At 57.6% G+C, this 25,455-nt stretch carries 28 protein-coding genes; 13 read left to right on the plus strand and 15 right to left on the minus strand.

The window, feature by feature from the left end:
• Window positions 1-20: 20 nt before the first annotated feature.
• The 6 genes from AC0V6Q_RS06600 to AC0V6Q_RS06625 all read left to right on the plus strand — a co-directional run bounded on the left by AC0V6Q_RS06600 (window position 21) and on the right by AC0V6Q_RS06625 (window position 3,925).
• Window positions 21-602 carry a NifU family protein gene (locus AC0V6Q_RS06600; protein ID WP_486167601.1) on the plus strand — a complete coding sequence of 194 codons (582 nt, stop codon included), beginning with the start codon at window positions 21-23 and terminating at the stop codon, window positions 600-602.
• A 60-nt stretch (window positions 603-662) separates the two neighbouring features.
• Complete coding sequence (gene tsaB / locus AC0V6Q_RS06605) at window positions 663-1,301, plus strand: tRNA (adenosine(37)-N6)-threonylcarbamoyltransferase complex dimerization subunit type 1 TsaB (RefSeq protein ID WP_486167602.1); 639 nt, start codon at window positions 663-665, stop codon at window positions 1,299-1,301.
• A complete protein-coding gene (locus tag AC0V6Q_RS06610) occupies window positions 1,298-1,780 on the plus strand; it encodes a GNAT family N-acetyltransferase (protein ID WP_486167603.1) in 483 nt (160 codons plus the stop codon). Before tsaB ends, AC0V6Q_RS06610 begins: the two co-directional genes overlap by 4 nt.
• Before the next feature lie 156 nt (window positions 1,781-1,936).
• A complete protein-coding gene (locus tag AC0V6Q_RS06615; protein ID WP_486167604.1) occupies window positions 1,937-2,353 on the plus strand; it encodes a Ros/MucR family transcriptional regulator in 417 nt (138 codons plus the stop codon).
• 199 nt (window positions 2,354-2,552) lie between these two features.
• Window positions 2,553-2,975, plus strand: coding sequence for a Fur family transcriptional regulator (locus tag AC0V6Q_RS06620; RefSeq protein ID WP_486167605.1), 423 nt, complete (start codon window positions 2,553-2,555; stop codon window positions 2,973-2,975).
• 11 nt (window positions 2,976-2,986) lie between these two features.
• Window positions 2,987-3,925 (plus strand): lysophospholipid acyltransferase family protein, encoded by a 939-nt coding sequence (locus AC0V6Q_RS06625; protein WP_486167606.1) that lies wholly within the window; start codon window positions 2,987-2,989, stop codon window positions 3,923-3,925.
• Window positions 3,926-3,938: 13 nt separating this feature from the next.
• On the opposite strand, the gene AC0V6Q_RS06630 is transcribed toward AC0V6Q_RS06625, so the two are convergent.
• The 3 genes from AC0V6Q_RS06630 to ybeY all read right to left on the minus strand — a co-directional run bounded on the left by AC0V6Q_RS06630 (window position 3,939) and on the right by ybeY (window position 6,397).
• Window positions 3,939-4,823, minus strand: coding sequence for a LysR family transcriptional regulator (locus AC0V6Q_RS06630; protein ID WP_486167607.1), 885 nt, complete (start codon window positions 4,821-4,823; stop codon window positions 3,939-3,941).
• 94 nt (window positions 4,824-4,917) lie between these two features.
• Window positions 4,918-5,862, minus strand: coding sequence for a hemolysin family protein (locus AC0V6Q_RS06635; protein ID WP_486167608.1), 945 nt, complete (start codon window positions 5,860-5,862; stop codon window positions 4,918-4,920).
• Window positions 5,852-6,397, minus strand: a complete 546-nt coding sequence (gene ybeY, locus AC0V6Q_RS06640) for an rRNA maturation RNase YbeY (protein WP_486169268.1) — start codon at window positions 6,395-6,397, stop codon at window positions 5,852-5,854. The genes AC0V6Q_RS06635 and ybeY overlap by 11 nt, the downstream gene beginning before the upstream one ends.
• 319 nt (window positions 6,398-6,716) lie before the next feature.
• Between ybeY and AC0V6Q_RS06645 the strand changes: the two genes are divergently transcribed.
• Complete coding sequence (locus tag AC0V6Q_RS06645; protein WP_486167609.1) at window positions 6,717-8,435, plus strand: S41 family peptidase; 1,719 nt, start codon at window positions 6,717-6,719, stop codon at window positions 8,433-8,435.
• Between the two features lie 165 nt (window positions 8,436-8,600).
• Here the strand turns inward: AC0V6Q_RS06645 and AC0V6Q_RS06650 are convergent, their stop codons facing one another.
• Window positions 8,601-9,149: a hypothetical protein gene (locus tag AC0V6Q_RS06650; protein ID WP_486167610.1), complete on the minus strand. Its 549-nt coding sequence runs from the start codon at window positions 9,147-9,149 to the stop codon at window positions 8,601-8,603.
• 278 nt (window positions 9,150-9,427) lie between these two features.
• A complete protein-coding gene (locus tag AC0V6Q_RS06655; RefSeq protein WP_486167611.1) occupies window positions 9,428-10,486 on the minus strand; it encodes a PhoH family protein in 1,059 nt (352 codons plus the stop codon).
• Between the two features lie 171 nt (window positions 10,487-10,657).
• Between AC0V6Q_RS06655 and AC0V6Q_RS06660 the strand changes: the two genes are divergently transcribed.
• The 4 genes from AC0V6Q_RS06660 to AC0V6Q_RS06675 all read left to right on the plus strand — a co-directional run bounded on the left by AC0V6Q_RS06660 (window position 10,658) and on the right by AC0V6Q_RS06675 (window position 14,696).
• Complete coding sequence (locus tag AC0V6Q_RS06660; RefSeq protein WP_486167612.1) at window positions 10,658-11,593, plus strand: hypothetical protein; 936 nt, start codon at window positions 10,658-10,660, stop codon at window positions 11,591-11,593.
• A 74-nt stretch (window positions 11,594-11,667) separates the two neighbouring features.
• The gene (locus AC0V6Q_RS06665) at window positions 11,668-12,567 is read left to right on the plus strand and encodes a hypothetical protein (protein WP_486167613.1); all 900 of its coding nucleotides are present in this window, start codon (window positions 11,668-11,670) and stop codon (window positions 12,565-12,567) included.
• Between the two features lie 13 nt (window positions 12,568-12,580).
• Window positions 12,581-13,555 carry a hypothetical protein gene (locus AC0V6Q_RS06670; RefSeq protein WP_486167614.1) on the plus strand — a complete coding sequence of 325 codons (975 nt, stop codon included), beginning with the start codon at window positions 12,581-12,583 and terminating at the stop codon, window positions 13,553-13,555.
• Between the two features lie 214 nt (window positions 13,556-13,769).
• Window positions 13,770-14,696, plus strand: a complete 927-nt coding sequence (locus AC0V6Q_RS06675; RefSeq protein ID WP_486167615.1) for a hypothetical protein — start codon at window positions 13,770-13,772, stop codon at window positions 14,694-14,696.
• A 17-nt stretch (window positions 14,697-14,713) separates the two neighbouring features.
• On the opposite strand, the gene miaB is transcribed toward AC0V6Q_RS06675, so the two are convergent.
• The 3 genes from miaB to AC0V6Q_RS06690 form a co-directional block, all read right to left on the minus strand.
• The gene (gene miaB / locus AC0V6Q_RS06680; RefSeq protein ID WP_486167616.1) at window positions 14,714-16,063 is read right to left on the minus strand and encodes a tRNA (N6-isopentenyl adenosine(37)-C2)-methylthiotransferase MiaB; all 1,350 of its coding nucleotides are present in this window, start codon (window positions 16,061-16,063) and stop codon (window positions 14,714-14,716) included.
• A gap of 59 nt (window positions 16,064-16,122) precedes the next feature.
• Window positions 16,123-17,067, minus strand: a complete 945-nt coding sequence (locus tag AC0V6Q_RS06685) for an alpha/beta hydrolase family protein (RefSeq protein WP_486167617.1) — start codon at window positions 17,065-17,067, stop codon at window positions 16,123-16,125.
• Between the two features lie 88 nt (window positions 17,068-17,155).
• Window positions 17,156-17,617, minus strand: coding sequence for a peptidylprolyl isomerase (locus AC0V6Q_RS06690; RefSeq protein WP_486167618.1), 462 nt, complete (start codon window positions 17,615-17,617; stop codon window positions 17,156-17,158).
• 97 nt (window positions 17,618-17,714) lie between these two features.
• On the opposite strand from AC0V6Q_RS06690, the gene mgtE reads away from it, so the two are divergent.
• Together mgtE and AC0V6Q_RS06700 are read left to right on the plus strand one after the other, a co-directional pair.
• The gene (gene mgtE / locus AC0V6Q_RS06695) at window positions 17,715-19,172 is read left to right on the plus strand and encodes a magnesium transporter (protein ID WP_486167619.1); all 1,458 of its coding nucleotides are present in this window, start codon (window positions 17,715-17,717) and stop codon (window positions 19,170-19,172) included.
• 118 nt (window positions 19,173-19,290) lie between these two features.
• On the plus strand, window positions 19,291-19,680 hold the full coding sequence (locus AC0V6Q_RS06700; RefSeq protein WP_486167620.1) for a DUF1489 family protein: 390 nt from the start codon (window positions 19,291-19,293) through the stop codon (window positions 19,678-19,680).
• A gap of 145 nt (window positions 19,681-19,825) precedes the next feature.
• Here the strand turns inward: AC0V6Q_RS06700 and AC0V6Q_RS06705 are convergent, their stop codons facing one another.
• The 7 genes from AC0V6Q_RS06705 to AC0V6Q_RS06735 all read right to left on the minus strand — a co-directional run bounded on the left by AC0V6Q_RS06705 (window position 19,826) and on the right by AC0V6Q_RS06735 (window position 25,442).
• On the minus strand, window positions 19,826-20,080 hold the full coding sequence (locus AC0V6Q_RS06705; RefSeq protein ID WP_486167621.1) for a Flp family type IVb pilin: 255 nt from the start codon (window positions 20,078-20,080) through the stop codon (window positions 19,826-19,828).
• Window positions 20,081-20,195: 115 nt separating this feature from the next.
• The gene (locus AC0V6Q_RS06710) at window positions 20,196-20,861 is read right to left on the minus strand and encodes a cytochrome b/b6 domain-containing protein (protein WP_486167622.1); all 666 of its coding nucleotides are present in this window, start codon (window positions 20,859-20,861) and stop codon (window positions 20,196-20,198) included.
• A gap of 22 nt (window positions 20,862-20,883) precedes the next feature.
• Entirely contained in the window at window positions 20,884-21,405 is a 522-nt protein-coding gene (locus AC0V6Q_RS06715) for a c-type cytochrome (RefSeq protein ID WP_486167623.1), read from the minus strand.
• Between the two features lie 75 nt (window positions 21,406-21,480).
• A complete protein-coding gene (locus AC0V6Q_RS06720; protein WP_486167624.1) occupies window positions 21,481-22,365 on the minus strand; it encodes a DUF1295 domain-containing protein in 885 nt (294 codons plus the stop codon).
• A 166-nt stretch (window positions 22,366-22,531) separates the two neighbouring features.
• A complete protein-coding gene (locus AC0V6Q_RS06725; RefSeq protein ID WP_486167625.1) occupies window positions 22,532-23,218 on the minus strand; it encodes a DsbA family oxidoreductase in 687 nt (228 codons plus the stop codon).
• Entirely contained in the window at window positions 23,215-24,120 is a 906-nt protein-coding gene (gene nudC / locus AC0V6Q_RS06730) for an NAD(+) diphosphatase (RefSeq protein WP_486167626.1), read from the minus strand. Before nudC ends, AC0V6Q_RS06725 begins: the two co-directional genes overlap by 4 nt.
• Entirely contained in the window at window positions 24,120-25,442 is a 1,323-nt protein-coding gene (locus tag AC0V6Q_RS06735; RefSeq protein ID WP_486167627.1) for a serine hydrolase domain-containing protein, read from the minus strand. The genes nudC and AC0V6Q_RS06735 overlap by 1 nt, the downstream gene beginning before the upstream one ends.
• Window positions 25,443-25,455: the final 13 nt, after the last annotated feature.

Raw genomic sequence — 25,455 nt, forward strand, 5'->3', positions numbered from 1 at the left:
TCGCACCTATTTAGACGGTTATGTTTATCGAGACAGAAACCACCCCGAACCCTTCGAGCCTCAAATTCCTGCCCGGCCGCACCGTCATGCCCGCAGGGACGCGCGAATTTGCCTCGCCCGAGGCAGCAGAAGCCAGCCCGCTTGCAGAGGCGATCTTCAACACTGGTGAGGTGGTGAATGTCTTTTTCGGCTATGACTTTGTGACCGTGACGGCCGCGCCCGGCTCTGAATGGAGCGCGTTGAAGCCAGAAGTGGTGACGATCCTGCTCGACCATTTCGTTTCGGAAGCGCCGCTGTTTGTGGGTGGAAGCGCCGATGGCATTTCCGTCCCCGGCGAAGAATTGGGATTGATGGTCGAAGACCGCGAAGAAGATGCCGAAATCATCTCTTCGATCCATGAACTTCTCGAAACCCGCGTCCGTCCCGCGGTTGCAAGCGACGGCGGCGATATCGCCTACCGGGGTTTTTCAGAAGGCGTCGTCTATCTTACATTGCAGGGCGCGTGCGCGGGCTGTCCGTCCAGCACGATGACGTTGAAACAAGGCATCGAGAGCCTTCTCAAGCACTACGTCCCCGAAGTAACCGAAGTGCGCGCTGCGTAATTTGCGCCCCAAACCTCTGGACGACTTGCGAATAATGCTTGCCTGAGGCAGGGCGCTGTCATGCAATTTGCGGGGCGCACCCTTGTCATTGAAACGGCCAGCGAGGCCTGCTCTGTCGCTTTGTTCGACGAAGGGCGCTGCATTGCCAGTGAGCACCGCGAACTTGGCCGGGGTCACGCCGAACGCCTTATCCCGATGATCGAGTCACTCCCTGAAAAGGGACGTGCGGACCGCATTCTCACATCGCTTGGCCCGGGCAGCTTTACCGGCGTGCGCATCGGCATTGCCGCTGCCCGTGCACTTGGTGTGGCATGGGGCGTGCCGGTGCTCGGCTACCCGACTTTGGCGCTTGTGGCAGTTCGGTCATGGCAACCCACTCCGCGCCCTGTCACGGTCTGCATGAATGGCGGACATGGCGAATGGTTCGTGCAGGACTTCACCAATGACCGCCCCGATGGCCCCGTCCGCTCGCTCACGCCAGAAGCTGCCGCCCAAGCCGGCGCGAAAGACATGATCGTTGGGAACCGCGCAAAGCAATTTGCCGATCTCCTTAATGGCAATCACATGGCTTTGGAGCTTTTGCCGGATGCACGTGCGGCCCATCTCCTCCACGAAACGCGCCTGAACGACAATCTCTCGCCGATTTATGGCCGCGCCCCGGATGCGAAGCCGCAAAACACCCAGGCGCCCAAGCCGTGATCCCGTCCAAACATCATATCGCGCGGATTATGGCGGTTATGGAGGTGGCTTTTGACCCCGCCTACGGCGAAGCGTGGAACATTCGTCAGATCACCGATGCATTGGCCATGCCCAGCACGCGGGGTGTTGTCATTGATGGACACGGTGAAATCATTGGCGACGATTCGCCAATTGAAAGCTCCGCATCGGCTGCCGGTTTCGTCCTCACACGCCAGGCGGCCGATGAAGAAGAGCTGTTGCTGATCGCAGTTTCGCCCGATTTTCGCCAACGCGGACTAGGAGAAGGTCTGATCCGGACCCTTTTTGCGCAAGCCCGATCCCGAGGTACAACCCGCATTTTCCTAGAAATGCGGCGCGGCAATCCAGCTATCCATCTCTATGAGAAAGTTGGATTTAAACCAATCGGGGAACGCCCCAATTACTATCGCCTAGCCAATGGCGAACGGGTCGATGCAATTACTTTTGGGCGCGCGATCTAGACACTAAATGTATCCAATTATTGGACATGTGCCTCGTTTTTTGGCAGATTAACGACATGCATACTTGTCAAGAACCCTCTTGTCAGCCATGCGAAAAAAATCGGAAAAATCCGAACCAAAAAAATCGAGGAACTCATGCAGAACTTAGAGATAGAGATGAAAGAGACGTTGATAACGCTCACGAGCGATATTGTAGCAGCCCATCTCAGCAACAACAGCGTGGATGTCGACGCTGTACCGGGGCTGATTACCAATGTTTATGGTGCACTTTCAGTTTTGGGCGAAGAGCCTGAAGCGGTTGAAGTTCGCCCTGAACCGGCTGTTTCCATCAGAGCATCGATCAAGCCTGACTACATTGTATGCTTGGAAGACGGTAAAAAACTCAAGATGCTCAAGCGTTATCTGCGCACCAATTACGATATGACTCCAGAGGAATATCGTCAGCGCTGGAACCTGCCGTCCGACTATCCGATGGTAGCACCAAACTACGCTGAAAAACGCCGCGATCTTGCCAAGAAAATTGGCCTTGGCCGCAAGCCAGGCGCATCGCGAGGCCGCCGCAAGGCTGCTTAAAACACAAAACCGGGTCGCATATGGGGCGTTGCCTGCCGATTTGGTGCAGGCGATGCCCTTTTTCTTTTGCAGCTTACCCCGCCAAGCTATCGACAGGAACACCAGCGCACGCAACTTGAGAATTCGGGCAACCATCGGTAAGGATGACGATGACCAAGGCTGGAAGCGTCCGGCCCCTCGTTACCAAGGATGAAATGGCGTGAGCCAGAAAATCGATCTTGAACAATTGTGTGCAGAAAAAGGTTTGCGCATCACCGAACAACGGCGCGTTATTGCGCGCGTCCTTTCGGAAAGCGAAGACCACCCGGACGTTGAGCTGCTGCACGAGCGAGCATCTGCGATCGACAACAAGATTTCGATTGCGACCGTGTACCGCACTGTCAGACTTTTCGAAGAAGCAGGCATCCTTGACCGCCATGACTTTGGCGACGGACGTTCGCGATACGAGCCTGTTCCCGAAGCGCATCACGATCACCTGATTGATGTCGAAACCGGCAACGTCGTCGAATTTGTCGACCCCGAGATTGAGGCCTTGCAAAAACAGATCGCGGAGAAGCTTGGCTATCGCCTCGTTGATCACCGGATGGAACTCTACGGCGTGCGCCTGTCGCGCGACGATTGAAGCCACTTGCAATGAGCCAGGACAAGACCGCTGCCCCTTCACCGGATGCGCGCGCCCAAGCCAACAACACTGACCGTGCGTGGGATTTGCGAGTGGCTGCTGCGCGCGGAGAGACAACGCCAATCTCGATCCGCGGTTGGCTGAGGATCATCACCAGAGCCTCTTTGATGGCAGCACTGATCTTACTTTTCGTGCCGCTGCACTATCTCTACCGCATATTTGCCTATGGCTCGCCGTTTCCCATGTGGTTCCTGCGTTTCACTGCGCGCATTTCCGGCGCGAAGGTCCATGTTCACGGCACGCACCTCAAACGCGATGTGTTCTACATGGCAAACCATGTTTCGTGGCTCGACATTTTGAGCTTGGCGGGCGCTTGCGGGACAGCGTTTGTCGCAAAGGCGGAGCTTGCAAACGCGCCGCTGGTCGGTTGGCTCGCCAAGATGAACCGCACCGTTTTCGTAAAGCGCGAAGCACGCATGAGCGTTGCCAATCAGATCAACGCCTTGAAGGAAGCGCTCGCCGACAATTGGGCCGTGACCGTTTTTCCCGAAGGCACGACGACCGATGGTCAGTCATTGCTGCCGTTTAAAACCAGCATGCTGTCTGTGCTGGAGCCGCCTCCCCCAGGCGTCATGGTTCAGCCTGTTCTGATCGATTATGGAACGGCTGCCGAATGGATCGGTTGGATTGGCGAGGAGGACGGCCTCAACAATGCGAAGCGTATCCTGTCGCGCCGTGGCACCTTCCCCGTCCACATCCACTTCCTCGAACCCTTTAGCCCCGCCGAATATCAGGGCCGCAAGGCGATCAGCGTTGAGGGCCGCCGCCGGATCGAAGAGGCGCTGTGCGAAGCGCTGGGAAAGCCGCTGCGTGACTTTGCGCATGATGTGCCTCCAATCCGCTATTCAGCGCGCGAAGGCAAAACCGTGCATGAGGTAGAGACGCCTTAAAGGCGCATCCAAGTTAAAGGCCGGCTCGCACCAACCAGTCATGGAACAGGCGCACGGGGCGCGATTCCAGTGCCGTTGGCTTGCATACAAACCAATAGCTGTAAGGGCTGTGAACCTCGGGACCTGGCAAATTCGTCAGGCGATTGTCGGCTGCACGGCGCAGGTGGTCATCATGCATAATCGCAATCCCAAGCCCTTGTGCAGCAGCTTCGAGCATCAGTGCACCTAAATCGTAGTGGTCAATCGCGCCCGGCTCAAAGTCCTCAAGATCGTTGGCTTTTTTCCAGGCCACAAAACTTTCAGGCAATTCGTTGTGAATGAGGAAGGTCTGCTTGGCCAGAACCTCCTGGTTCATGTTGTCACCGATCATCCCAGCTGTCGCACGCGAACAAATCGCATGGACAAGGTTGTGATCCAATCGCACCGCATGCAGCCCGCTAGCAGGCCCCCGCGACAAGATGATCGCTGCATCCAGCGTATCGCCCACACGGTCCTCAAGATGGGGCGCGGTATCGATGTCGATGTGCAGGAGCGGATGACGTTTGCGCAGTTCGCCAAGACGAGGGAAAAGGCGCTGACTGCCAAACATCGGGAGCACTCCCAGACGCAGCCGCAGCAGCGCGATATTGTCCGACTGGCTTTCAACAGCGCGGGCGAGCGCTTCCATATGCGGGTTCACCGCCTCATAGAACGCCTGACCCTCGTCGGTGAGCTGCATCGATTGGCGCGCTCTTGTGAAGAGCTTTTTGCCAACAAACTCTTCCAGATTTGTGATCCGGCGTGACAGGGCGGACGGGCTCAAACCTATCTCCTCTGCGGCTGCACGAGCAGAACCCAAACGAACCGTGCGCATAAAGGCTTCGAGCGCTCTTAGAGGGGGAAGACGACGTGACGGCATGAAACTCAGCTCCTTTAAGGGGAGCTACGCTTGAGCTTACGGAAAGGATGCAAAAATGCGAAGAGAAGCGTGAAAAACATCAAGGCCGGTGACATTATTGCAAGTCATTCTCGACTGGCCTGTCTTCGGGTGCATGCAATCGCAGGCGCTTGACGTGGGTTTCGTCCCCTGCAGTAACCTCAATGCGCCAACCGCTTGAGTGTTCCAGAACAGATCCAACCGATGGCACCGCTTCGGCGATAACGAACGCAAGACCGCCCAGCGTATCCACCGCTTCCTCGACCTCGGCGAGGCGCGGATCAACGGTCCTCGCCACGTCCTCAAGCTCGGCGCGCGCGTCGCAATCCCACATGCCCTCACCAATGGGCACAATCAGCTCCTCGGGCAATTCATCGTGCTCATCCTCGATCTCGCCGACGATCTCTTCGACAAGGTCTTCAATAGTGATCAGCCCATCGGTCCCGGAAAACTCGTCCACCACAACCGCCAGATGCACACGGCGAAGGCGCATATCGGCAAGCACATCGAGCGCGCCGCGCGTTTGCGGCACGTAGAGCGGTTGCCGCATCAGAACGGTCCAGTCACTGGGCGGCGCTTTACCTTTTGCAAGATAGGCGAACACGTCCTTGATGTGGATCATCCCGATCACCTCATCCAGAGTGTGGCGGTACACCGGCATGCGCGAGTGGCCATGCTCGCCAAAGGCAGCGACCAGCTCGTCCCAGCTCAGCGCCGCATCGACCGCAACGATCTCTCCGCGAGGGACCGCGACATCATCGGCGTCGTGTTCTGAAAAGTGCAAAAGGTTGCGCAGCATTTGCCGTTCAACCGGCGAGAGGTCGCCATTGTCACCATTGCTGTTGCCGGTCTCGTCGGAGTTGTCGGCGTTCTCGCCTTCGTGCTCGTCGATTTTCTCTTCGAGCGTTTTGCGCAGAGAACGGTTTGCCTCACCGGCGCCAACCACCTTTTTAAGGGCAGTCCATATTCCGCTGCTACTCTCCGCGTCTCCTGCGGGGGTGCTACTGCTGTTATCGGGCATTTTGCTCCTTGGGCCCTTCCGATGTGCCCTCGTTTTGAGGTCTATCCCCATATGGGTCCGCGATCCCCATTTTGGCAAGAGCCGTTATCTCCAATTGCTCCATCGCCTCGGCCTCTTCGTCGCTGTGAACGTGATCAAAGCCGGCAAGATGCAGCAAACCGTGGATGATGAGGTGCGCGGCGTGATGGTCCAGAGCAATGCCTTTCTCCGCCGCCTCGCGCGCACACGTTTCATGGGCAAGCGCAATATCGCCCAGCATCACCGGCGGTCCGTCTGCTGCGATCTCCAACAGCTCTTCGCGCGTCAGCATCGGAAAGCTCAGCACATTGGTCGGCTTGTCGCGTTCTCGCCATTCGCGGTTGAGCGTGTGGACTTCTGCGTCAGAGGTGAACAGCACGCTGGTGTGGAGGCGCTCGTTCGCAAGCTCGGGCGTGACCGTCGCAAGAGCGCCCGCGCAACGCTCCGCCAAAGCCTCCCATTTTTCAGGGGGCCAGCCCCCTTCTGGCCAGTCTTCAAGATCGATATCTAGCTGCAACGGCATCCCACTGATTTAAAGCCATTAAACACAAGTTTTGACACACTTGACACACTGTCCAGAGACCAAAAAACTTTTGCCGCAATTTGCGGGCGAGTTCGCAGCGTCAAATGAGGTGCAAAGGCAGGGTTCATAAAGCGCTGCATAGTCCAACACAGGGCCAGTAGGAAAGCGCGCGTTTCGCCTGCGTCTCCTGATCGTGATGCATTCCAACGACAAACACGCTCGATTGCACTTGCAAATTTAACAGTTGAAGTTGCGAAAATCTCTCTGGGTGCAGCCCAAGTCCTGTGCCATGCATGTGCAGGGGAGAGTATTCATGGCATCAAAACGAACTAGACTTGCGTCCACTCTTGCAGTGAGCCTCGCGTTATGTGTTTCGGCCTACTCCCACGAAGAGCTAGCCGCCAAAGAGCAAGCGGCCGAACTCACTCTCGAGGCGATCGAAAGACAGGCGGAAGCGCAGTATAAAGCCGGAGCACATGCAGCCGCTGGGGCCCTTTACGAGAAAATGGCAAACCGGGAAGATGTCCCGAAATGGAAGCGTCGCTTAGCCGCATATGATGCCGCTTGCGCTTATGCCCTTGCAGGGGGGCAGAGCGGTAAAGCACTGGATTTGCTGGAACTGGCGGCCTCGCTTGGCTTCATCAATACTTACTCGCTGGAACAGGATACAGATCTTGAAAGTCTGAGAGATACGTCTCGTTGGGCTGCCATTGAGGAGACCGTTAAGCAGGCAAGTGCGACCGAGGCAAAACGCTGGGGCACGGTTTCTGCTCGACCAGAGTATAAAGAGAACTTGCCCGTTGAGGAAAAGCTGGCGGGTCTGTCTCTTGTCTGGTCGGAGGCGAAATATAATTTTGCAAACTTTGATCTCGTTCCCGAGCTTGATTGGGACGCGGAGTATCGCGCAATGATCCCGCGCGTCATGGCCAGCGAAAACACCTACGAATATTACCGGCTGCTCCAGGCATTCGTCGCGAAGCTCGAAGATGGTCACGCGAATGTCTATTTCCCGAATGTCTGGGAATTCAACGACGGACGTTCCAATGTCCCCGCCATTAATTACCAATGGATCGAAGGGCGACTTATCCTTGACTACGCCGCGGGCGAGGAATTCGAAGCTGCAGGCGTCACACGCGGCGATGAAATCATTGCGGTTGACGGGATGCCAATCCAAGAGTTCGCAGATAAACTGCACCGCCCCTTCGTCAGCGGCTCGAACAAAGCCTATATCGACAGTGTCGTCTATTCATGGCGCCTTCTTAAAGGGCCAGAAGGCCCGCTCGAACTCAAGATCAAAAAGCAGGCAGGTGATATTGTCACCGTCCAATCCAGCCGACCCGATTGGGACACATGGGAGGCCTTGACCGAAGGCAGAGAGGCTCAGCCATCCAATTTCAGTTGGAAAATGCTGCCGGGGAATATTGCTCATGTGGAACTCAATTCTTTCGGCAGTTCAGACGCCTCGCAAGGCTTTGCCGACAATTTTGAGGCCATATCGAAAGCTGATGGCATCATTCTCGACGTGCGCAAGAATGGCGGAGGCAGCAGCTCCTATGGCTATGATATTCTGTCCAGACTTACCCAAAAGCCATTCGCGGTCAGTTCATGGAAAACGATGAACTATCGCCCCGCCTTTCGTGCATGGGGCTATCAAACGGAAAGCTATGAATCCACGGGTAATATGGAACTCCCAAATCCCGATCAATACTATGCCGGGCCTGTTGCGGTGCTATCCGGGACAGGTACATTTTCGGCTGCAGAGGATTTTCTGGTAGCCTTTGATGTCATGGATCGCGGCCCTATCATCGGACAGGCGAGCGGCGGTAGCACAGGGCAACCCCTTGGGTTCTACTTACCCGGCGGTGGCACTGCCCGCATCACAACGAAACGCGACACCTACCCGGATGGATCGGACTTTGTCGGCGATGGGGTGCAACCCGATACTCTAGCGCCGCCGACCGTAAAAGCTTTCATCGAGCGGCGCGATCTGGCTCTCGAAGCTGCCATCCGATACTTTTCAGAATTGAACTGACTGCGTTTGGTAACTGCCCTCGTCCGCATTGGCTTCTTGTTGGTTTGAAACCGGACCTCACGCTCTTACCCCAACTCTCAACAAATCACTCGCCCTCATACGCCTCGAGGATCCGGCCCACGATCGGGTGGCGGATAGCATCGGTATTGGCATTATTGGAAGCGACTACTGACACAGGGTAAGTCTGTTTTCTTCGCCAAAAAACGACTCAACAATTTCATCTGATATCCGATATCTTCCCTTAAACAACTCTCTCAATTTCATATCAAATTCCTGCAAATCATCCGTGCTGACCTTCTCCCCCAGGTTTGGTGGCGTTGATCCGTCATTGATATTGTTGTGAGTTGGGAACGTACCTACTGCTTGCTCCACTTTCGGGGATACGTTTCGATGCTTAAGCATCCCTCGAGCCCCGATTTCCATTACTAACGGCCCGTAAGCACAATTTATAGTCGGGGCGATGTCTCTGTAATCATCAAATCTTATCTTATCTAATTTGTCGCCATCCATTCTGTACGAGAGCGCTTTTTCTTCATCACGAGGGTTTGAAAACTTCCAGTCATATCGATCGTCGTAGCCAGCATACAATTGCACAATCCGAATGAGATCGGCCAGGGAATATGCCATCGGAAGTATCATCTGAACAGAAACGTTCGTGATGCCATATTTTTCAACAGATATCGTGACCCTTTTGGCGATCAAAAATTTTGACATTATCATCCCTCGGAAGGTTTAGTGTGAGAGCGGTGCGGGGACCTGAGCGGTAGAATGAACACATGTGAATAGACGGTCATGCCAGACTGCGGAATTGATGGCATGCAATACCAGTTCAACGGCAAGCCCGGCGAACATCGAAATTGGGCCTTTTGGTGCCGGTAACGACTGAAACCAGGGTCGTAAATGGCCATCGCGCTACATATTTATGGGCGTCACCTTTCTCGGCCTTCGGGCCCAGAACCAGACTATCCGTTTTCACCCCTACCCTCGACAAATCACTCGCCCTCATACGCCTCGACGATCCGGCCCACGATCGGGTGACGGACCACGTCGGCGGCGGTGAAGCGGATGGTGCCGAAGCCTTCGGTGTGCTCCAGCTTCTCGACTGCATCGGCAAGGCCGCTCATGCGGTCACCGCCGGGGATGTCCACTTGGCGCGGGTCGCCGCAGATCACCATCCGGCTGTTCTGACCAAAGCGGGTGAGGAACATTTTCATCTGCTCGCGCGTGGTGTTCTGCGCCTCGTCAAGGATCACAAAGGCATCGGCCAATGTGCGCCCGCGCATAAACGCAATCGGTGCAATCTCGATCTCGCCCGATGCGATGCGGCGCTCGACCTGCTCTGGCGGCATACAGTCGTTGAGCGCGTCATACAGGGGCCGCAGATAGGGATCGACCTTGTCCTTCATATCGCCGGGAAGAAAGCCCAGCTTCTCGCCCGCCTCAACCGCAGGACGCGACAGGATAAGGCGCTGCACACTACCGCTGATAAGCTGGCTGACGGCCTGGGCTACCGCGATATAGGTTTTGCCGGTTCCTGCGGGGCCCAGAGCAAAGATGATGTCGTCGCGCGTCAGGCTGCGCATATAGGTGATCTGCGTCGCCGAACGCGGCACAATCGTCTTGCGCCGCGTGCGGATCATGATCGGCGGCTCCCGGCTGTCGCCGCTTATGATACCCTCCAGCGTGGGCTCGTTTGACATGGCGATCAGGCTTTCGATCGCGCCTGCATCCAGATCCTGCCCCTTGGCCAGCCGGTCGTACATCGTGGTAAGCGTTTCGCGCGCCCGTGCCACGGCATCTTGCGTCCCCTCGATCAGGACCTTGTCGCCGCGCGCGTGGATATAGACGTTGAGCCGGTTTTCCACCTGCACCAGATTGGCATCGAACTGCCCGAACAAGGCGCCCAATAACGATTGATTTTCAAACGAAAGCTCGGCCTTGGCCCGCTCGCGATTCCCGCCTTCCTCCGCTGCGTCATTGAGGTTGATGGCGTCGGGCACGACTGACGGATCAATCGAGCCTGCGATCTGTTTCGTGGGTTTGCGTCCCATAAGGTCCTTTGCGTGTTCGCTCTTCGCCGAAGAAAAGCTCGGGTCGAGTCGGAAGGGTAGGCTGCTTTGTGAGCTTGGCAAGCTTGCGGCCTCTGCGTTCTTGGGGAAAGTAACGCAGAGTTCATATTTGTGCGTCGATTGTATGCGGCTCGTACCCGGGTAGAAAAGGACATGACCTTGGGGCCTGTGTTTGAACTCTTGCTTGCGGTGGTCGCAGGTGTCGCTGCGCCCACGACCGCTGCGCCTCAAAACACTACCCAAGAAAACGCTGCCCGATCGCAGACGGAGCAATCTGCACCCATAATCGTGACGCCCCCAACCAGTGCGGGAAAGCGGCGCGAGGAATTGCGTGACTTTACCCGGCAGATTGTGCGTCCCCCACGCCGCGGACGGCCTATCGCCAGATTCTTCTATCCGGTCTGTCCAAAAGTCATCGGCCTGCCAGAAGCAGACGCATTGGCGATCGAGGCGCGTATTCGGGCAAATGCAGTTCGGCTCGCAAGCGGCGCAAATGAAGATGCAGACTGCACGCCAACGATCCGCATCGCCTTTATGTCGCCTACCGCCGGTCCTGCCGATAAGTGGCTGTCTGAAAGCTCACCCGAATTGTCGCACTTGCCGATCTATCAGAGGCGCAAGATCCTCGCCGAGGTCGGACCCGCCCGTGCATGGCAAAAAGTCAAATTGCGTGATTTTGACGGGCAACCGCTTCCCTTGGAGAGAAGCAATGCGCGCGTCATCGACTGGCGCAATCCCAAGACAGTAGCGCCCCAAGCCTCGTCCGATCCGATCTACACCAACGAAATCACAGGCGCTGCGCTTCTTATTGAACGCGGTGCTGCTGAAGATTTCACCCACGCACAGCTTGGGGACTATGCGACCATGCGTACCTTCCTGGCTACGGCAGCGCTTGAAACCGAGGCGGACTACGCCGCTTCCACCATCCTTGAATTGTTTCACACAAATACGGCGCCAGACGGCCTCACCCCTTACGATAAGGCATTGCTCAACAGCCTTTACAGCGCTTCTCGCAATTCATCACCGCGAAGGATCATTGCAACCACAGCGTCCCGGACAGTAGAGGCAGAAAGACCAGAAGATCAGTGAGTGTTCATATTATTCTTGAAATACGGAACTCGAATACTTTGTTCTAGTTCTTCGAAAGAGACAAAGGAAAGCGAATGAAAGCCCTTCTTCCATTTCTGCCTTTGGCCTTGTTGGGCACGTCTGCGGCTGTGGCCCAAGAAAACGGCGTAGAGTCGCAAAGCGAGATCATCGTCGAAGAACCCGCGAGCAAGCGCGAACGCCGCAATGAACTGCGCCAATTGGCTCAAGACGTCTTGAACAAGCCGCGCATCTCTCAAACCATCGCCAAATTTGCCGAACCGATGTGCCCCAGAGTTTTCGGCCTTCCCGCAGAAGCGGCGAAGGTGATCGAGGCAAGAATGCGCGAAAATGCGCTAAGCCTGGGGCTGAACCGGCAGGACGTACCCGACGATTGCAGACACAACACATCGGTCATTTTCGTGCCTCAAGAGCAAGGCACAGCCGAGACATGGTTCAACAGCAGATCCGATGTGCTGCGCCATTTGAAAAGCTATGAACGCATAAGGGTGCTTGAGGAAGAGGACCCGGTGCGCGCATGGACCTATCGTCCCGCGCGCCTGCCCGGTCCGGTCGCCGTTCCCACTTCTCAAGGCAGCGCAGGAGATCGCCTCGCCTTTGCCGACGGGCCGAACCAGTCCTACTACGCCTCTCGCCTCAGGAGAAAGCCCAATCCGCTTGCAGGTGCAACCGTCCTGATCGAGCTGGCCAGAGCGGATGGCAAATCGCTGACGCAGCTGGCCGATTATGCCTCGATGCGCACCTTTGGTAACGCGCGCGCCCTCTCGCCCGAGGAAGTGCCCGCCGCCGACACGATCCTGACGCTGTTTCAGGATGAAGATGCGCCAGAGGAGCTGACCGACTTCGATCGCTCGCTTGTGTCGATGCTCTATGAAACTTCGCCAACCGCAAGCCGGTCGCTGTTCTATGGCAATATCGCCCGGCGCGCCGCGCGGCTTGAAGACGAAGGCGAATAGATAGGACAAGGCAATGAGCACGGAGAAGATATTCATGAAATGCTTCGGAAATCCCCTCATCGCCGCAGCGCTCATAAGCACTGCTGTCGCACCTCTGTCCGCCCAGTCATCAGATACCGCATCACAGGAAGTGGAGACTTCCGAAACCGACAGCACGATCATTGTTGAAGGTATCCCTTGGCCGGAGCGGCGCGAGGAAATCGAGCGGCAGAGCGAGGCTGTAATTCTTCCCGGACGCACGCGTGAACCTGTGCCGCGCTATCACGATGAATTTTGCCTCACGACATGGGGGCTGGACGAGGCGTTCGCGGCGGTACTTAAAGAACGCATCAACGCCAATGCGCGCAATGCAGGGGTGCGGGTTAACGACAACCCCGACTGCCGGCCCAATGCACTTGTCTCGATCGTCTCCGATGTGGAGGCAGACTTTGAAACGCTTCGCAAAGAGCAATCCTGGATTTTTGGCGAACTCAAAGACTTTCAGATCGACCGCGCAAAAGAAGGCTCCGGCGCGGTCGTCGCGTGGAATGTCACCGAAAAGCGCGGCAAGGACGGGACGCCCTTTGCAACGGTGGATTTAAGGGATTTTAACCGCGAGCGCCCGCCAGGTCAGCGAGTGGCCTCGAACACCCAGCGCTCCGCCAGCCTTGGACGGGCACAAATCCGGCAAGACATGATCTTTTCGGCCACGATCTTTGATGAAAAAGAAATCGGCGGCCTTTCCATCCGGCAATTGGCCGACTTTGCCACCATGCGCCTTCTGGCCACTTTGAGGGAACCCGAAGCGGAGCCGGGCGCGGGGTCTAATACCATCCTGTCTCTTTTCGCATTTCCAGAAACAGCACCCGGCGGGCTTAGCGATTTCGACAGGGCGCTTCTCAAAGCCTTGTACCAATTGCCGTCGACCGCGCTCGAAGACGCATTGATTGATGCCACTTCGAGAGAATATCGCAGACAGCTTCAGCGCGAGGCGAAGCTGGAAGAATAGGCGCAACGATCCTGCCCTTAAGTAACCTGTCGGGCTCCATTTGCCGCTGGTCGAATGCGCTCCCCGATCGTCGATAGCCGCAAGGGGGTGGTCGATAGTGGGGATACTTTGGCCCGCCCGTTTGTAATGTGCGCATAAGACGTCGTTCACCCGCGCCTCTTCAAACGGAGGGGGCACAAAAAGCGGCGTCAAAGCAATGGGAAACCCAAGACCGATGAGAAAATGGCCCCTCCCCGCACTATGTGCAGCTATGCTGACCGCAGCAGCCGCCCCCGCCGCTGCGCAGGAAACCGCACAGGATGACGACCAGATCATCGTTGAAGGCGATCTTGAGGATGACAGCGGCGAAAGCACGCGCGAGCGTGTTTTGCGCATCGGTCGCCAGATCAATCTGCCCGCCCGCTCAGGCCTTCCCGCGGCCCGTTTCCGCGCGCCGCTGTGCGTTATGGTCTCCGGCCTTCCCGACAACATTGCAGCGGTCGTAAAAGAACGGATCGAAGAGAACGCGCGATCCTTGCGCGGGGTTCGTATTGCAGATGAGGGTTGCAAGGCCAATGCCTTTCTCGGCTTCCTCAACAATGTGAACGACGCGGTCAAAACCCTTGAAGAAGAACAGAAATGGCTGTTCGACGGACTTAAGAGTTATCAGCGCGACCGGATTTATCGCGGGTCGGATGCGGTCCGTTCGTGGCACGCATTCAGCACGCTCAACGAAGACGGCACCGAAGCTGTTGTCGAGGGATCAGGTGACCGCGCCCGCGGAATTGGCAGCCTTGTAAACCAAACCGAACGTGCCTCGCGGATCAATCGTCAGCAATCGGCCATGGTAGGCGCGGTCGTGCTTGTCGAAACGGCGGCGTTGGAGGAGAAAACCCTTCGCCAGATCGCCGACTACGCCAGTGTGCGCATTCTCGCCTCGGTCAGCGATGATGTGAAGAGCGACGCGAACACCCCGCCAACGATCCTGACATTGTTTAACGAAGAATTCGCCCCGCCGTCGATCACCGATTTCGACATGGCCTATCTGACCTCGCTTTACGAATTGCCCAGCACCAGCCGCGACCCGCAGATCATTGCGACCGCGGTGGACCGGTATTTGTCGATCCTGAAAGAGCAGGAAGCGCGGGAAGCAGGCGGTTAAGCAGAGCCCCTGGCTCGTTAGATCAGGCGCCCTTCAACCGAGTTGGGCCCTGCATCGACAAGCTCGACCTGAACGATATCGCCAATATCCACGGCTCCCTCGAACCACACACTGGTCAGCCAGGGCGCTTTGCCCAGCCATTGGCCGGGGAGCTTGCCCTTACGCTCGACGAGGATGTCGCAGGTCTTGCCAACAAGAGCCGCATTAAAGGCGCTTTGATCGCGGTTGAGGCGTTCCTGCAGACGCTGAAGACGATCATCCATCACGTCCTTGGCGATCTGATTGTCCATCGTGGCCGCCGGAGTTCCGGGGCGCGGTGAGTATTTGAAGCTGAACGCTTGGGAATACCGCACCTCGTCCACAAGGTTCAAAGTGTCTTCAAATTCGGCCTCGGTCTCGCCCGGAAAGCCCACGATAAAATCACCTGACAGCGCAATATCGGGCCGCGCTTCGCGGAAACGTTCGAGAAGGCGCAGATAGCTTTCCGCCGTATGCGCGCGGTTCATCGCTTTCAGAACCCGGTCATTGCCCGATTGGACGGGCAGATGCAGATACGGCATCAGTTGATCCACCTCGCCATGGGCAGCGATCAGGTCGTCTTCCATATCGTTGGGGTGGCTGGTGGTGTAACGGATACGCTCCAACCCATTGAGCTTTGCAATCGCGCGGATCAGGCCAGCGAGACCCACAGGCCGTCCTGCATCATCCTCGCCCGCCCATGCGTTGACGTTCTGGCCCAGCAGGGTGATCTCGCGTGCACCCGCTTCAATGAGCTTGCGAGCCTCACCGATCAAATCATTGAACGGTCGCGAAATTTCGGCACCGCGTGTGTATGGCACCACGCAATAGGTGCAGAATTTGTCGCAGCCTTCCTGCACCGTCAAAAACGCGGTCGGAGAACGCCGTTTGCGCGCTGGCAGCGCGCCAAATTTCGCAATCGCGGGCATATCGGTATCGGTCGCACGTCCGCCCGCAACCGCTTTATCCAGCATATCGGGGAGCCGGTGATAGGCCTGCGGGCCAACCACCATGGAAACGGCAGGCGCGCGCGACATGATCTCTTCGCCCTCTGCCTGCGCCACGCATCCGGCAACCGCGATCATCGGCGCTTTCTTCTGCGTCTTGCCTTTGGTCAGGCGGCCAATGTCGGAATAAATCTTCTCCGCCGCCTTCTCGCGAATGTGACAAGTGTTTAGCACGACCAGATCGGCATCCTCGCCCTCTGGCGCGGGCGTCAGGCCCTTTTCGTCGAGAAGCTCGCCCATACGTTCGCCATCATAGACGTTCATCTGACAGCCGAAGCTTTTGACGCGGTAGGTCTTGGGGCTCTCATTCGGAGCAACGCGGGGATCTGTGGTCGGTTTCATGGTGACGGCGCGTCTAGCCGCAGAAGCGCAGCAGTTCAATCACGGCTTCAATCGCTGCATCAATCGTCAGCTTCGTCGGGTTCGTTATCCTTGCCAGGCCGCGACCGGTGTACGCATGGCGTGATTTCGCGGTGGCCAACCCCCGGGTGACCCGGCTCCTCGCGCTTGCACTCCACCATGGGGCGTTCAATGCCTTGCGTTTCAACCATTTGGAACGCGTGCCTGTCTGAATAGGCCGCAATCCACGTCAGGCAATCGACCAGCCGCCGCATCGAATGCTTCTTGATCGCACTTGCGCCCGGCCGGCAATTGATCGTGTAAACCTCGGCAGCAGGCGCGGATTTGAACTTGGCAAAACGGCGCAGGATCTCCCCGCGCTCGTTAAAAAAGGTGCGCCGCACATCGTTTGACATGGCATCCCCCCCGTAGAACGGCGAGGTGTTGAACATGAAGGCACGCACTTCAGGGTTGGCGACCGAGACTTCCGTGGCGAGCGCCCCGCCCAATGAATGGCCCGTCACCACCCACGGCACGCTGTCATCAAAACGCGCGGATTCTGCCGCGAATGCCTCAACCGCCAGATCAATCTGGTCATTGCGAAGTGTGCCGTAGAATATGTCGGTGAACCCGTCGAAATCTGTCCCGCGAAAGGCAAGTATGCGCGCGATAACCTGCGGGTCTTCGGTGTCGGGCGCGCTGTTCGCCGAATATTGCTCGAAAATCTTGTAGCCAAAACCCTTGTCCTTAGCCGCAGGATCAATCGGCAGAGCTTCCAACTGGGCCAGCATCGGGATGGGCGCGGTGTAGAGGTCGTCATCCCCCTCATAAGCTTGCAGCGAAGCGATGGCATAAGGATAAGCCTCCACCGCCCCCTCACGCACAAAAGAACACCATCCGCCCGGCTCCATCCGGCACGGGGATCGCGATTGGGAAATATCAGGGATAGTGGCGCAGGCGGAGAGCGTCAGAAAGAGCAATGCGATTGCAGTGCGAAACGGGATCATCAAAACTTACCCAGACTCAAAGAAAAGCGCCCGCCCTGACCAATATCAGGACGGGCGCTTGTTTGAAATCGACTAGCTGAATGCAGGCTTATGCCACGGTCGCTTTGACAATCTTGCCAGGTGCCTGGGGTGGTTCACCCTTGGGCAGAGCGTGGACATGTTCCATGCCGCTCTCGACCTGGCCCCAAACGGTGTACTGACCGTCAAGAAAGCCTGCGTCTTCAAAGCAGATGAAAAACTGCGAGTTGGCGCTGTCGGGGTTTTGCGCACGCGCCATCGAGCATGTGCCCTCGACGTGTGGCTCTGAATTGAATTCAGCCTTGAGGTCAGGCTTCTCGCTGCCGCCCATGCCGGTGCCGGTCGGGTCGCCGCCTTGCGCCATAAAGCCAGGGATTACGCGGTGGAACACCACGCCATCGTAAAAGCCCTCGCCTGCAAGCTCGGTAATGCGCGCAACGTGGCCGGGGGCCAGATCGGGGCGCAGTTTGATCACAACGTCTTTGCCTGCCCCATCGCCAGTATCGAGCGTGAAAGTGAGTGTATCGGCCATTTTCAATAATCTCCTGAATGTTTGAAGGGCTCTCTAGCAGTTGAGAGCCGTATGTCACCCGCTTGCTTTTCGTGAAGCCCCTTCTAAACCCGCAAATATGGTCGATCCAACCTCCCTTGATGAAATCCGCATGGCGACAGACATTGAGGAAATGGCCAAGGACGCGGTTCGTCCCGATGACCGGATCGATGACGAGCGCCACGATGAGGAAAACCGCCTAAAACGCTCATATATTGCCAAGGTGCGAGACGCGCTGAGGGCCGGGGATACGCAAGGCGTTTACGACCTTGTCGAACCGCTCCACCCGGCGGACACCGCAGACCTTCTTGAGCTGATCGAAGAGGATGATCGCACCGATCTGGCGGCGGCGATCACCGATCTGATGACGCCAGAAGTGGTCGCAGAGCTTAACGATCACGTTCGCGAACTGATGATGGAGCAGCTCGCCCCTGCTGACGTTGCGACCATCACAGAGCAAATGGAGACCGATGATGCGGTCCAGTTGCTCGAAGACCTTGATGAAGACGACCAGAAGGCAATCATTGCCGAACTGGAGCCTGAGACGCAGGCCGCGGTGGAAAGCGCGCTGTCATACCCTGAGGAAACCGCCGGACGCCTGATGAACCGCCACGTAATGGCGGTGCCGGAGCATCTGACGGTCGGCGATCTGATCGACTACCTGCGCGACGAAGGCGATCTGGAGCATGACTTTTACGAGGTCTTCGTGGTCGATGCCTCGCACCATCCGGTGGGCACTTGCGCGCTGAACTGGATTTTGACGACGCCGCGCAGCATCAAATTGACCGATGTGATGAAGCGTGATCAGACCCTGATCCCGGTGACGACCGATCAGGAAGAGGTCGCGCTGATGTTCCAGAAATACGCTCTGATCTCGGCCGCAGTCGTGGATGAAAGCGGGCGTCTGGTGGGTCAGATGACGGTGGACGATGTCGTGCACATCATCTCCGAAGAAGCGGGCGAGGACGCGCTGCTTCTGTCTGGTGCGGGCGATGGCGATATTAACGAGCCGATCAAGGAGGCTTACTCCAGCCGCGTGCGCTGGCTAGTCGCGAACCTTGGAACAGCCGTGGTGGCGTCGGCCATTATCGCATTCTTTGGCGCCGCGATTGAGGAATTGGTCGCCCTCGCCGTGCTCATGCCGATTGTCGCCAGCATCGGCGGGAATGCAGGCACGCAGACCATGGCCGTGGCCGTGCGCGCGATTGCAACCAATCAGCTGACGCGGGCCAACACATGGCGCATCGTCTGGCGCGAACTGCGCGTTGCATTGCTCAACGGGGCGACGGTCGCGGTGCTGATCGGTGTTGCAGCAGGGCTGCTTTTCAGCCCCGAGATGGGCGTCGTCATCGCGATTGCCATGGTGGTCAATATCGCGATCTCGGGCCTTGCCGGCGTGCTGGTGCCGGTGGCTTTTGAACGCATGGGACAAGACCCCGCGGTCGCATCATCGGTGTTTGTCACCATGATCACCGATAGCATGGGCTTTTTCGCCTTCCTTGGCCTGGCGGTCGCGGCGGGGCTGGCCCCGCTATAAACGAGCGCCAATATAAGCGAGCGTCAATATAAGCGAGTAGGCGCGGAACTCTCGAATGTCTCGGGGATTGCTAAGGGTGTTGTCTCGCAATCGAGCGGAAACCTCTTAAGTTGCACCTATGCCCCTACACCTGACGAAAATTGCCTATGGCGCGAAAAGCTATGCCGAGCTGGAAAGCTGGTATGCCGGTGGGCGCGCGCCCTATCTCACCACCAAGAACCGCCCCATTAAATGGGAGGAGTGCATTGGCGGGTCGCTCTATTGGATTCACCAGCACTCCATCGTTGCGCGCTCCGAGATCATCGGCTTTTCGCAGACCGACAGCGGGCGCTGGCTGATCGAAATGAAGCCCGAACTCGTGCGGGTAGAGCCCCGACCCAAGCGCGCGCACCAAGGCTGGCGCTATCTCAAAGGCGATCCCCCGCGCGATCTGGACGCGGGCGAGGATATTGGCGATGCACTGCCGGGCAAGCTCGCCGCCAAGCTGGAGCGGCTGGGTCTGGTCTGAGGCGATCAATCTTTCGGCGGAAGATTGTGCAGGATCAGTGGCTGACCGCTTCGCTTGAGCACTGAAAAAATTATGTGCCGCAGCCGGTAAAAAATTACCGCGCCGCGGCACATGGTTTGGACCGAAGGGATGCGTTTTAGGACTATCAGGGAGAGTCAGGCGACGGCGGTGAACCCCCGCCCGGCCCCATGATCGGAGTTTCCGCGACCATAGCGCTGTCCGCAGTACCGAATGTATCGGCCAGACTGATACCGAGCGAAGACATGGCCTGCACGCCTGCGATAGCGATCATCGCCGCCATCAGGCCATATTCAATGGAAGCGGTGCCGCGCTCATGGCGAAGCACCGTTGCGAGGGCTCTGGTTGTTTTCCCGAGCTTTGTAAGGATGTGATGTTTCATGGGGAGGCTGTTAGCTCCTCATCCCCTGACGAATGCCTGCCCTGATTAGTGAAGGGCAAAGAATTCAAACCTACGGGCAAACCCCTATGCGATTTTTGCAAACTGAAAGACGACCTCAGGTGAGCGGCGGCGCGCCTGTGTAGATCCAAAAGGCAATGCCCGCCGATACGGCCAAAGCGGCCAGCGCCCTGCCCCATTGTGCAGGCGGATTGTCCTCAACGTTGAGCGCCTTTTCACCCTTGCCACCGACCATTGGGCCGATCAGGTTCTGCGCCTGAAGTGCGCCGTAAAGGCCAACGGCGGTGATGTGCAGGCCGATCATGCCGAAAACGACCCAATAGAACCATTCGTGCGTATCGGTCAGAAGGTCGGCTGTTCCCACCCCGACAAGCGGATTGAGCGGTCCTGTCGCACCGTCAAATGGATCGCCTGCGAAAAGGCCCATGCTTACCTGAGCCAGCGTAAAGCCGAGCAGCGCCAGAACCGCCAGCGCGCCAAGGGGATTGTGCCCCTTGTGCTCTTTATGAGGATAGCCGCCGCGCAGATATTTGATGAGGGAAGCCGGCCCTTTCACGAAAGTCGAAAAGCGGGCCGTGTCGGTGCCGATGATCCCCCAAATGACGCGGAATATGATCAGCGCCAGCAGCACATGGCCCAGCCGCATATGCCAGCCCCATTGCGAGTTATCAGCGGTCACATACATAGCGGGCAAAAGCAGGGCGAATGACCAGTGCGTCAAGCGCACCGGCCAATCCCAAATCCTTACCGCATGTGTAGTCATCGAGAGCTAACCGTATGTGCGATCAATCATCATCGACGCGGTATTTGTCGTGGCAGGCCTTGCACCCGTTGCGTCCAAGATTGCCGACCTGCCCGCCGACCGCTTCCGGATCGCCAGTGGCGGCCGCTGCCATCATGTCGGCGCTTGCCGCTACGCCGTTCTCAATCGCCTGAGCAAAGCCATCGGGGTCTTCCCAGATCGTGGCCAATGCCTCGGTGTCGTACCCTGCTTCCATGCTGGTGCCTTCCGGGAAAAGGTCCGGCAAGCGCTGCAAACGCTCATTGATGTCGGCCGCAGCGGGTGTAATCACGGCAAAGTCGGGGCTATCTGTTTCAAGCTGTTCGCGTATCGCTTTGAAGCTGTCGCCGATGGCTTCGAAATTGTTCTGACGCTCAGCAATCATGACCATCTTGATACCACTGGTTTCATCACCGGCAGGTGCAGCAGTTTCTTCTGCACCGTCACCGGCCTCACCACTACACGCGGCAAGCAGTGCGAACGCGGAAACAGCGGCAAAAACGGAAAGGGAAGGTGTGCGGGCCATATGGCTCTCCTTAGTCAATGACGATCCCCGCAGAAGGTGTATCGCAAGGCTTCACAAACTCAAAGGGCGATTTGCCTAAGCAGGCGGTTTGGGGAACAGCGCCGGCGTGTTCTTGCGATAGGCCTGATAGGCCGGATCATCGCCCCAACGCTCTTTCGCCTGCTCGTCCTGCAAGTTGATCCCGCTGATCCGGGTCAGCAGCAGATAAACGAAGATCGGGGAGATCACGACCAGCCATGAAAGGCCCGAAAGGATCGGGATCGCAATCACAAACATGCCGAACCACAAGGTAATCTCGCCAAAATAATTGGGGTGACGCGACCATCGCCAAAGGCCGACATTGATGAATTTGCCGTCGTTTGCGGGGTCTTTCTTGAACGCGCTCTTTTGCGCATCAGCGACCGTTTCAAACACAAATCCAAGAAGCCAGATCGCAGCGCCTGCAAAGAAGAAGACGCCAATTGCCTCGCGCGTTTGCGAGGTGATGATCGCAACCGCTGCCGAAGCTGTCAGGATCACCCAGAGCCCTTGCAAGGTCCAGGCCACGAGGAAGCGCGCAGGGTTCACGCGGATCTTTTCAAAGCGGCTGTCCGTCCCTCCGCCTGCGTGAATGCGGATATAGAGGAATGTGCCGAGGCGAATGCACCAGACCGCGACCATTCCGGCCACGACCATGCTGCGCACATCAAGGCCGCCATGGTGCGCAATCGCTGCATAAACGGCAAAGGCTGTGACCGAAAGATATGTGATCGCGCCGACCGTGTCATAAAACTTGTCGCTCTGCGCGGCGGCAGACGGGATGTAGACGAGCCAGTTAATGGCGAGGGCAAGCCATCCAACCAGATACATCGCAGGATAGCCGAAAACATCGACACTGCCGCTTCCCGCAAAGCCCGAGAACGCTATCGCGATCACTGTGACGAATGCCACAACAGCCAAGCTTTTCACCGATTTCCCCATCGTGTTTTTCCCTAAGTCCTGTTCTTTTCTGCCGCCCTGCGCCGAGCCCTCTCCAAGGTCAAACGAACGTCATATTGCTCGTGATCCTCAATTGGGCTCGCGCCGTTTTTGTAACCAGCGTTTAACTCGTCCATCCGTTCCGTAATGCGAAGAACGCCCCAGCGTTTTACCCCCGCGACTTTTCAGCCACTTTACGCAAAACATTGACGTAAGTCTCCGGCCCTTGCGCGCCAGGGAGCATGAACTTCTCGTTGATAATCATGGCAGGGACGCCGGAGATATTGAGGTCCCATGCCTGCCGTTCTTCGGCAATCACGCGCGCCTCGAGGGCTTCGTCCTCAAGCGCCGCTTTCGCAGCTCCGCGGTGCACGCCCACGCCCGCTGCGATATCGAGCAGGACTTCGTGATCCGACAGGTCGCGGCGATGATTGAAATGCGCCTCGAACAGGGCAAGCTTCAGCTTCGTCTGCGCCTCTGGCCCCATCGCCTCAAGCGTCAGGCCGAGCAATTTGTGACAATCGCGCGTGTTCCACATCATCGCAGGCGGTGCCGGGTCTTCGCCCCCTTCATAGGTGAGCGACACACCCGCATTTTCAGCGATTGAGCGCATCTGCCCGCGCACCTTCGCGCCTTCCTCGGCAGAGCGGCCATATTTGCGAGTGAGATGCGCCTCTTGCTCCTCACCCTCATGTGGCATGTCGGGATTAAGCTCGAACGGTCGCCAGCGGATCTCCGCTTCGATCTCGTCCTCAAGCTGCCCCAAGGCTTGCTGCAATTGGCCATAACCAATCGCGCACCACGGGCACATGACATCGGAGTAGATGTCGATGGTCAGCTTTTGGGGCTCGCTCATGCCTCTTTTTCCAGCCACCACTGCATCAGATTATGCGCAATCGCATGGGGCGGAGGTGCGACAAAGGGCCCCTCGCCTTTAAGCGCGCTCGCCACTTCCTCGCGGGTGTACCAATTGATTTCGGCCATCTCGGTTTCATCGATGACAAGCGCATCGTCATCCGCATGGGAATGGCATGCGATCATCAACTGGCTCGGGAAAGGCCAGGGCTGGCTTGCCACATATTCGACATCACGCACGCGCACGCCGGATTCTTCGAACACTTCGCGCGCCACGGCCTCTTCGATGGTTTCGCCGGGCTCAACAAAGCCTGCAAGGGCAGAAAAGCGCCCCTCGGGCCAGCCAAGCCCACGGCCAAGCATCAGTTTGCCCTCATATTCGGCGAGCATAATGGTCACAGGATCGGTGCGCGGGAAATGCTGCGCGCTGCACGACGGGCAATTCCTCTGCCAGCCGCCTTTGGCGATCTCGGTCGGCGCGCCGCACTGGGCACAAAAACGGTGCCGCGCATGCCAGTCGATGAGGCTGCGCGCGCCTCCATAAAGCGCCAAATCGCCTGCATCGAGGTTCGCCATAAGCGCCCACAAGCGCGGGTTCGCCATACGCGGGGCAGCATCGCCCTGTGCCGGAACAGCGGCAAAGCACGCCTTTTCCCCGCCACCCTCTCGGTCAATACCAAGGAACACAAGGTCCGCATCTTCGGGCGCATCGGCCAGAGTTCCCCATGAAAGGCGTCCGGCATCGTCAAGCAACGGCATCAACTGGTCGAGCAAAAGAAACTTCGCCTTCCAGTTCATCAATCCGCCAAGCGCCTCCTTGTCCGCGCGGATATTGTCCGCCCGGTCAATCGGCGATCCGGCAAAGGCGATGTGCCCCCGATAGCCTTCTGCTCCTCTGGCCATTAAGCCGCTTTCTTGGCGCGCATCGCTGCCGTGTCAGCCTCAATCGCGGCCATATATTCGTCGCGGACGGGCAGAGCATCGGACGGCATATATTGCGTGAACAGACACGCGCGCAGGCCCAGATTGTAATCGACCGCCGCAAGGGTCCCTGCCGCCCCGCCCCAGCCAAATGTGCCATTGACGCTGCGCCCGCCTGCGCCGTGCCCCTGACCTTCCATCCACGTGCCGGAAAGGTCTGTCCCTTTGGGGAAGAGGTTGGAAACGCCCAGCCGCACCGCAGGCTCGCTCATCACGCGGGTGTTGCCGAGCTTTCCGTAACCCAGCAACATGCGCAGGAAGCGGTCGTAATCCTTGGGTGAGGAGACAAGGCCCGCACCCCCCGTCGGGAATGCGCCTTTTTCAAGATAGACCGAGCTTGCCGCCGGATCGATCGGGAAGGCGGTTCCGTTCAAAAGGCCGTAATTGTCTGTGAAGCGATCCACATTTTCGGAAGCGACGAAGAACGCCGTACTGTCCATGCCGCAAGGACCGAAGATCCGCTCTTGCAGGAATTCGTCAAATGGCTGATCTGCGGCGACTTCGATGACACGGCCAAGCAGATCAAGGCCCATCGAATAGCTGAATTTGGTGCCCGGTTGCAGGACAAGCGGGAACTTCGCAAGCTCATCGGCAAAGGCCTCAAGGCTAGGCGCAGGATCACCGCGGAAGATACCCGGGATGGGCAAGCGCGTCACACGCCCTGCGACAACGCCCGCCTCGTTGTAGGCTTGAACAATCGGACCCTTCTGGATGATGCCATAGCCGATGCCCGCCGTGTGGGTGAGCAGATGGCGAACCGTAATCGGCGACTTCGCAGGCTCGAGATTGTCCTCGGTGATGGCGCCGTCATATTCGACCTGTACCATCATATCTTTGTATGCAGGCAGGAATTCATGGATCGGCTGATCAAGGCCCATCACGCCTTCGGAAATGAGGATCATCGCCGCCATGCCGGTCACAGGCTTGGTCATGGAATAGATGCGATAAAGCGTATTTTCATCGACAGCTACGTCGGAATTCAGAGCCAATGTGCCCCCGCCGACATGGTGCGCATGGTCTTCCTGACCCCATCCGAAGGTGAGGTACATCTGCGCAACTTTGCGGCTCTCAAGGTACTTTCGCGCCATGGCGGCGACATTGGGCCAGCTGTCATCAACGCTGTGCGCCAGCAATTCGCGCCCGAACGGCAGCGTCGCCAATGTTGCACCCGCAGCGGCATAGGCAGAGCCGCGCAACAGCGAACGGCGTGAAAGATCAGGATTTGCGAAATTACGGTAGGCCAAAGGTATCTCTCCG

Source organism: Erythrobacter sp. S227 (assembly GCF_057364925.1).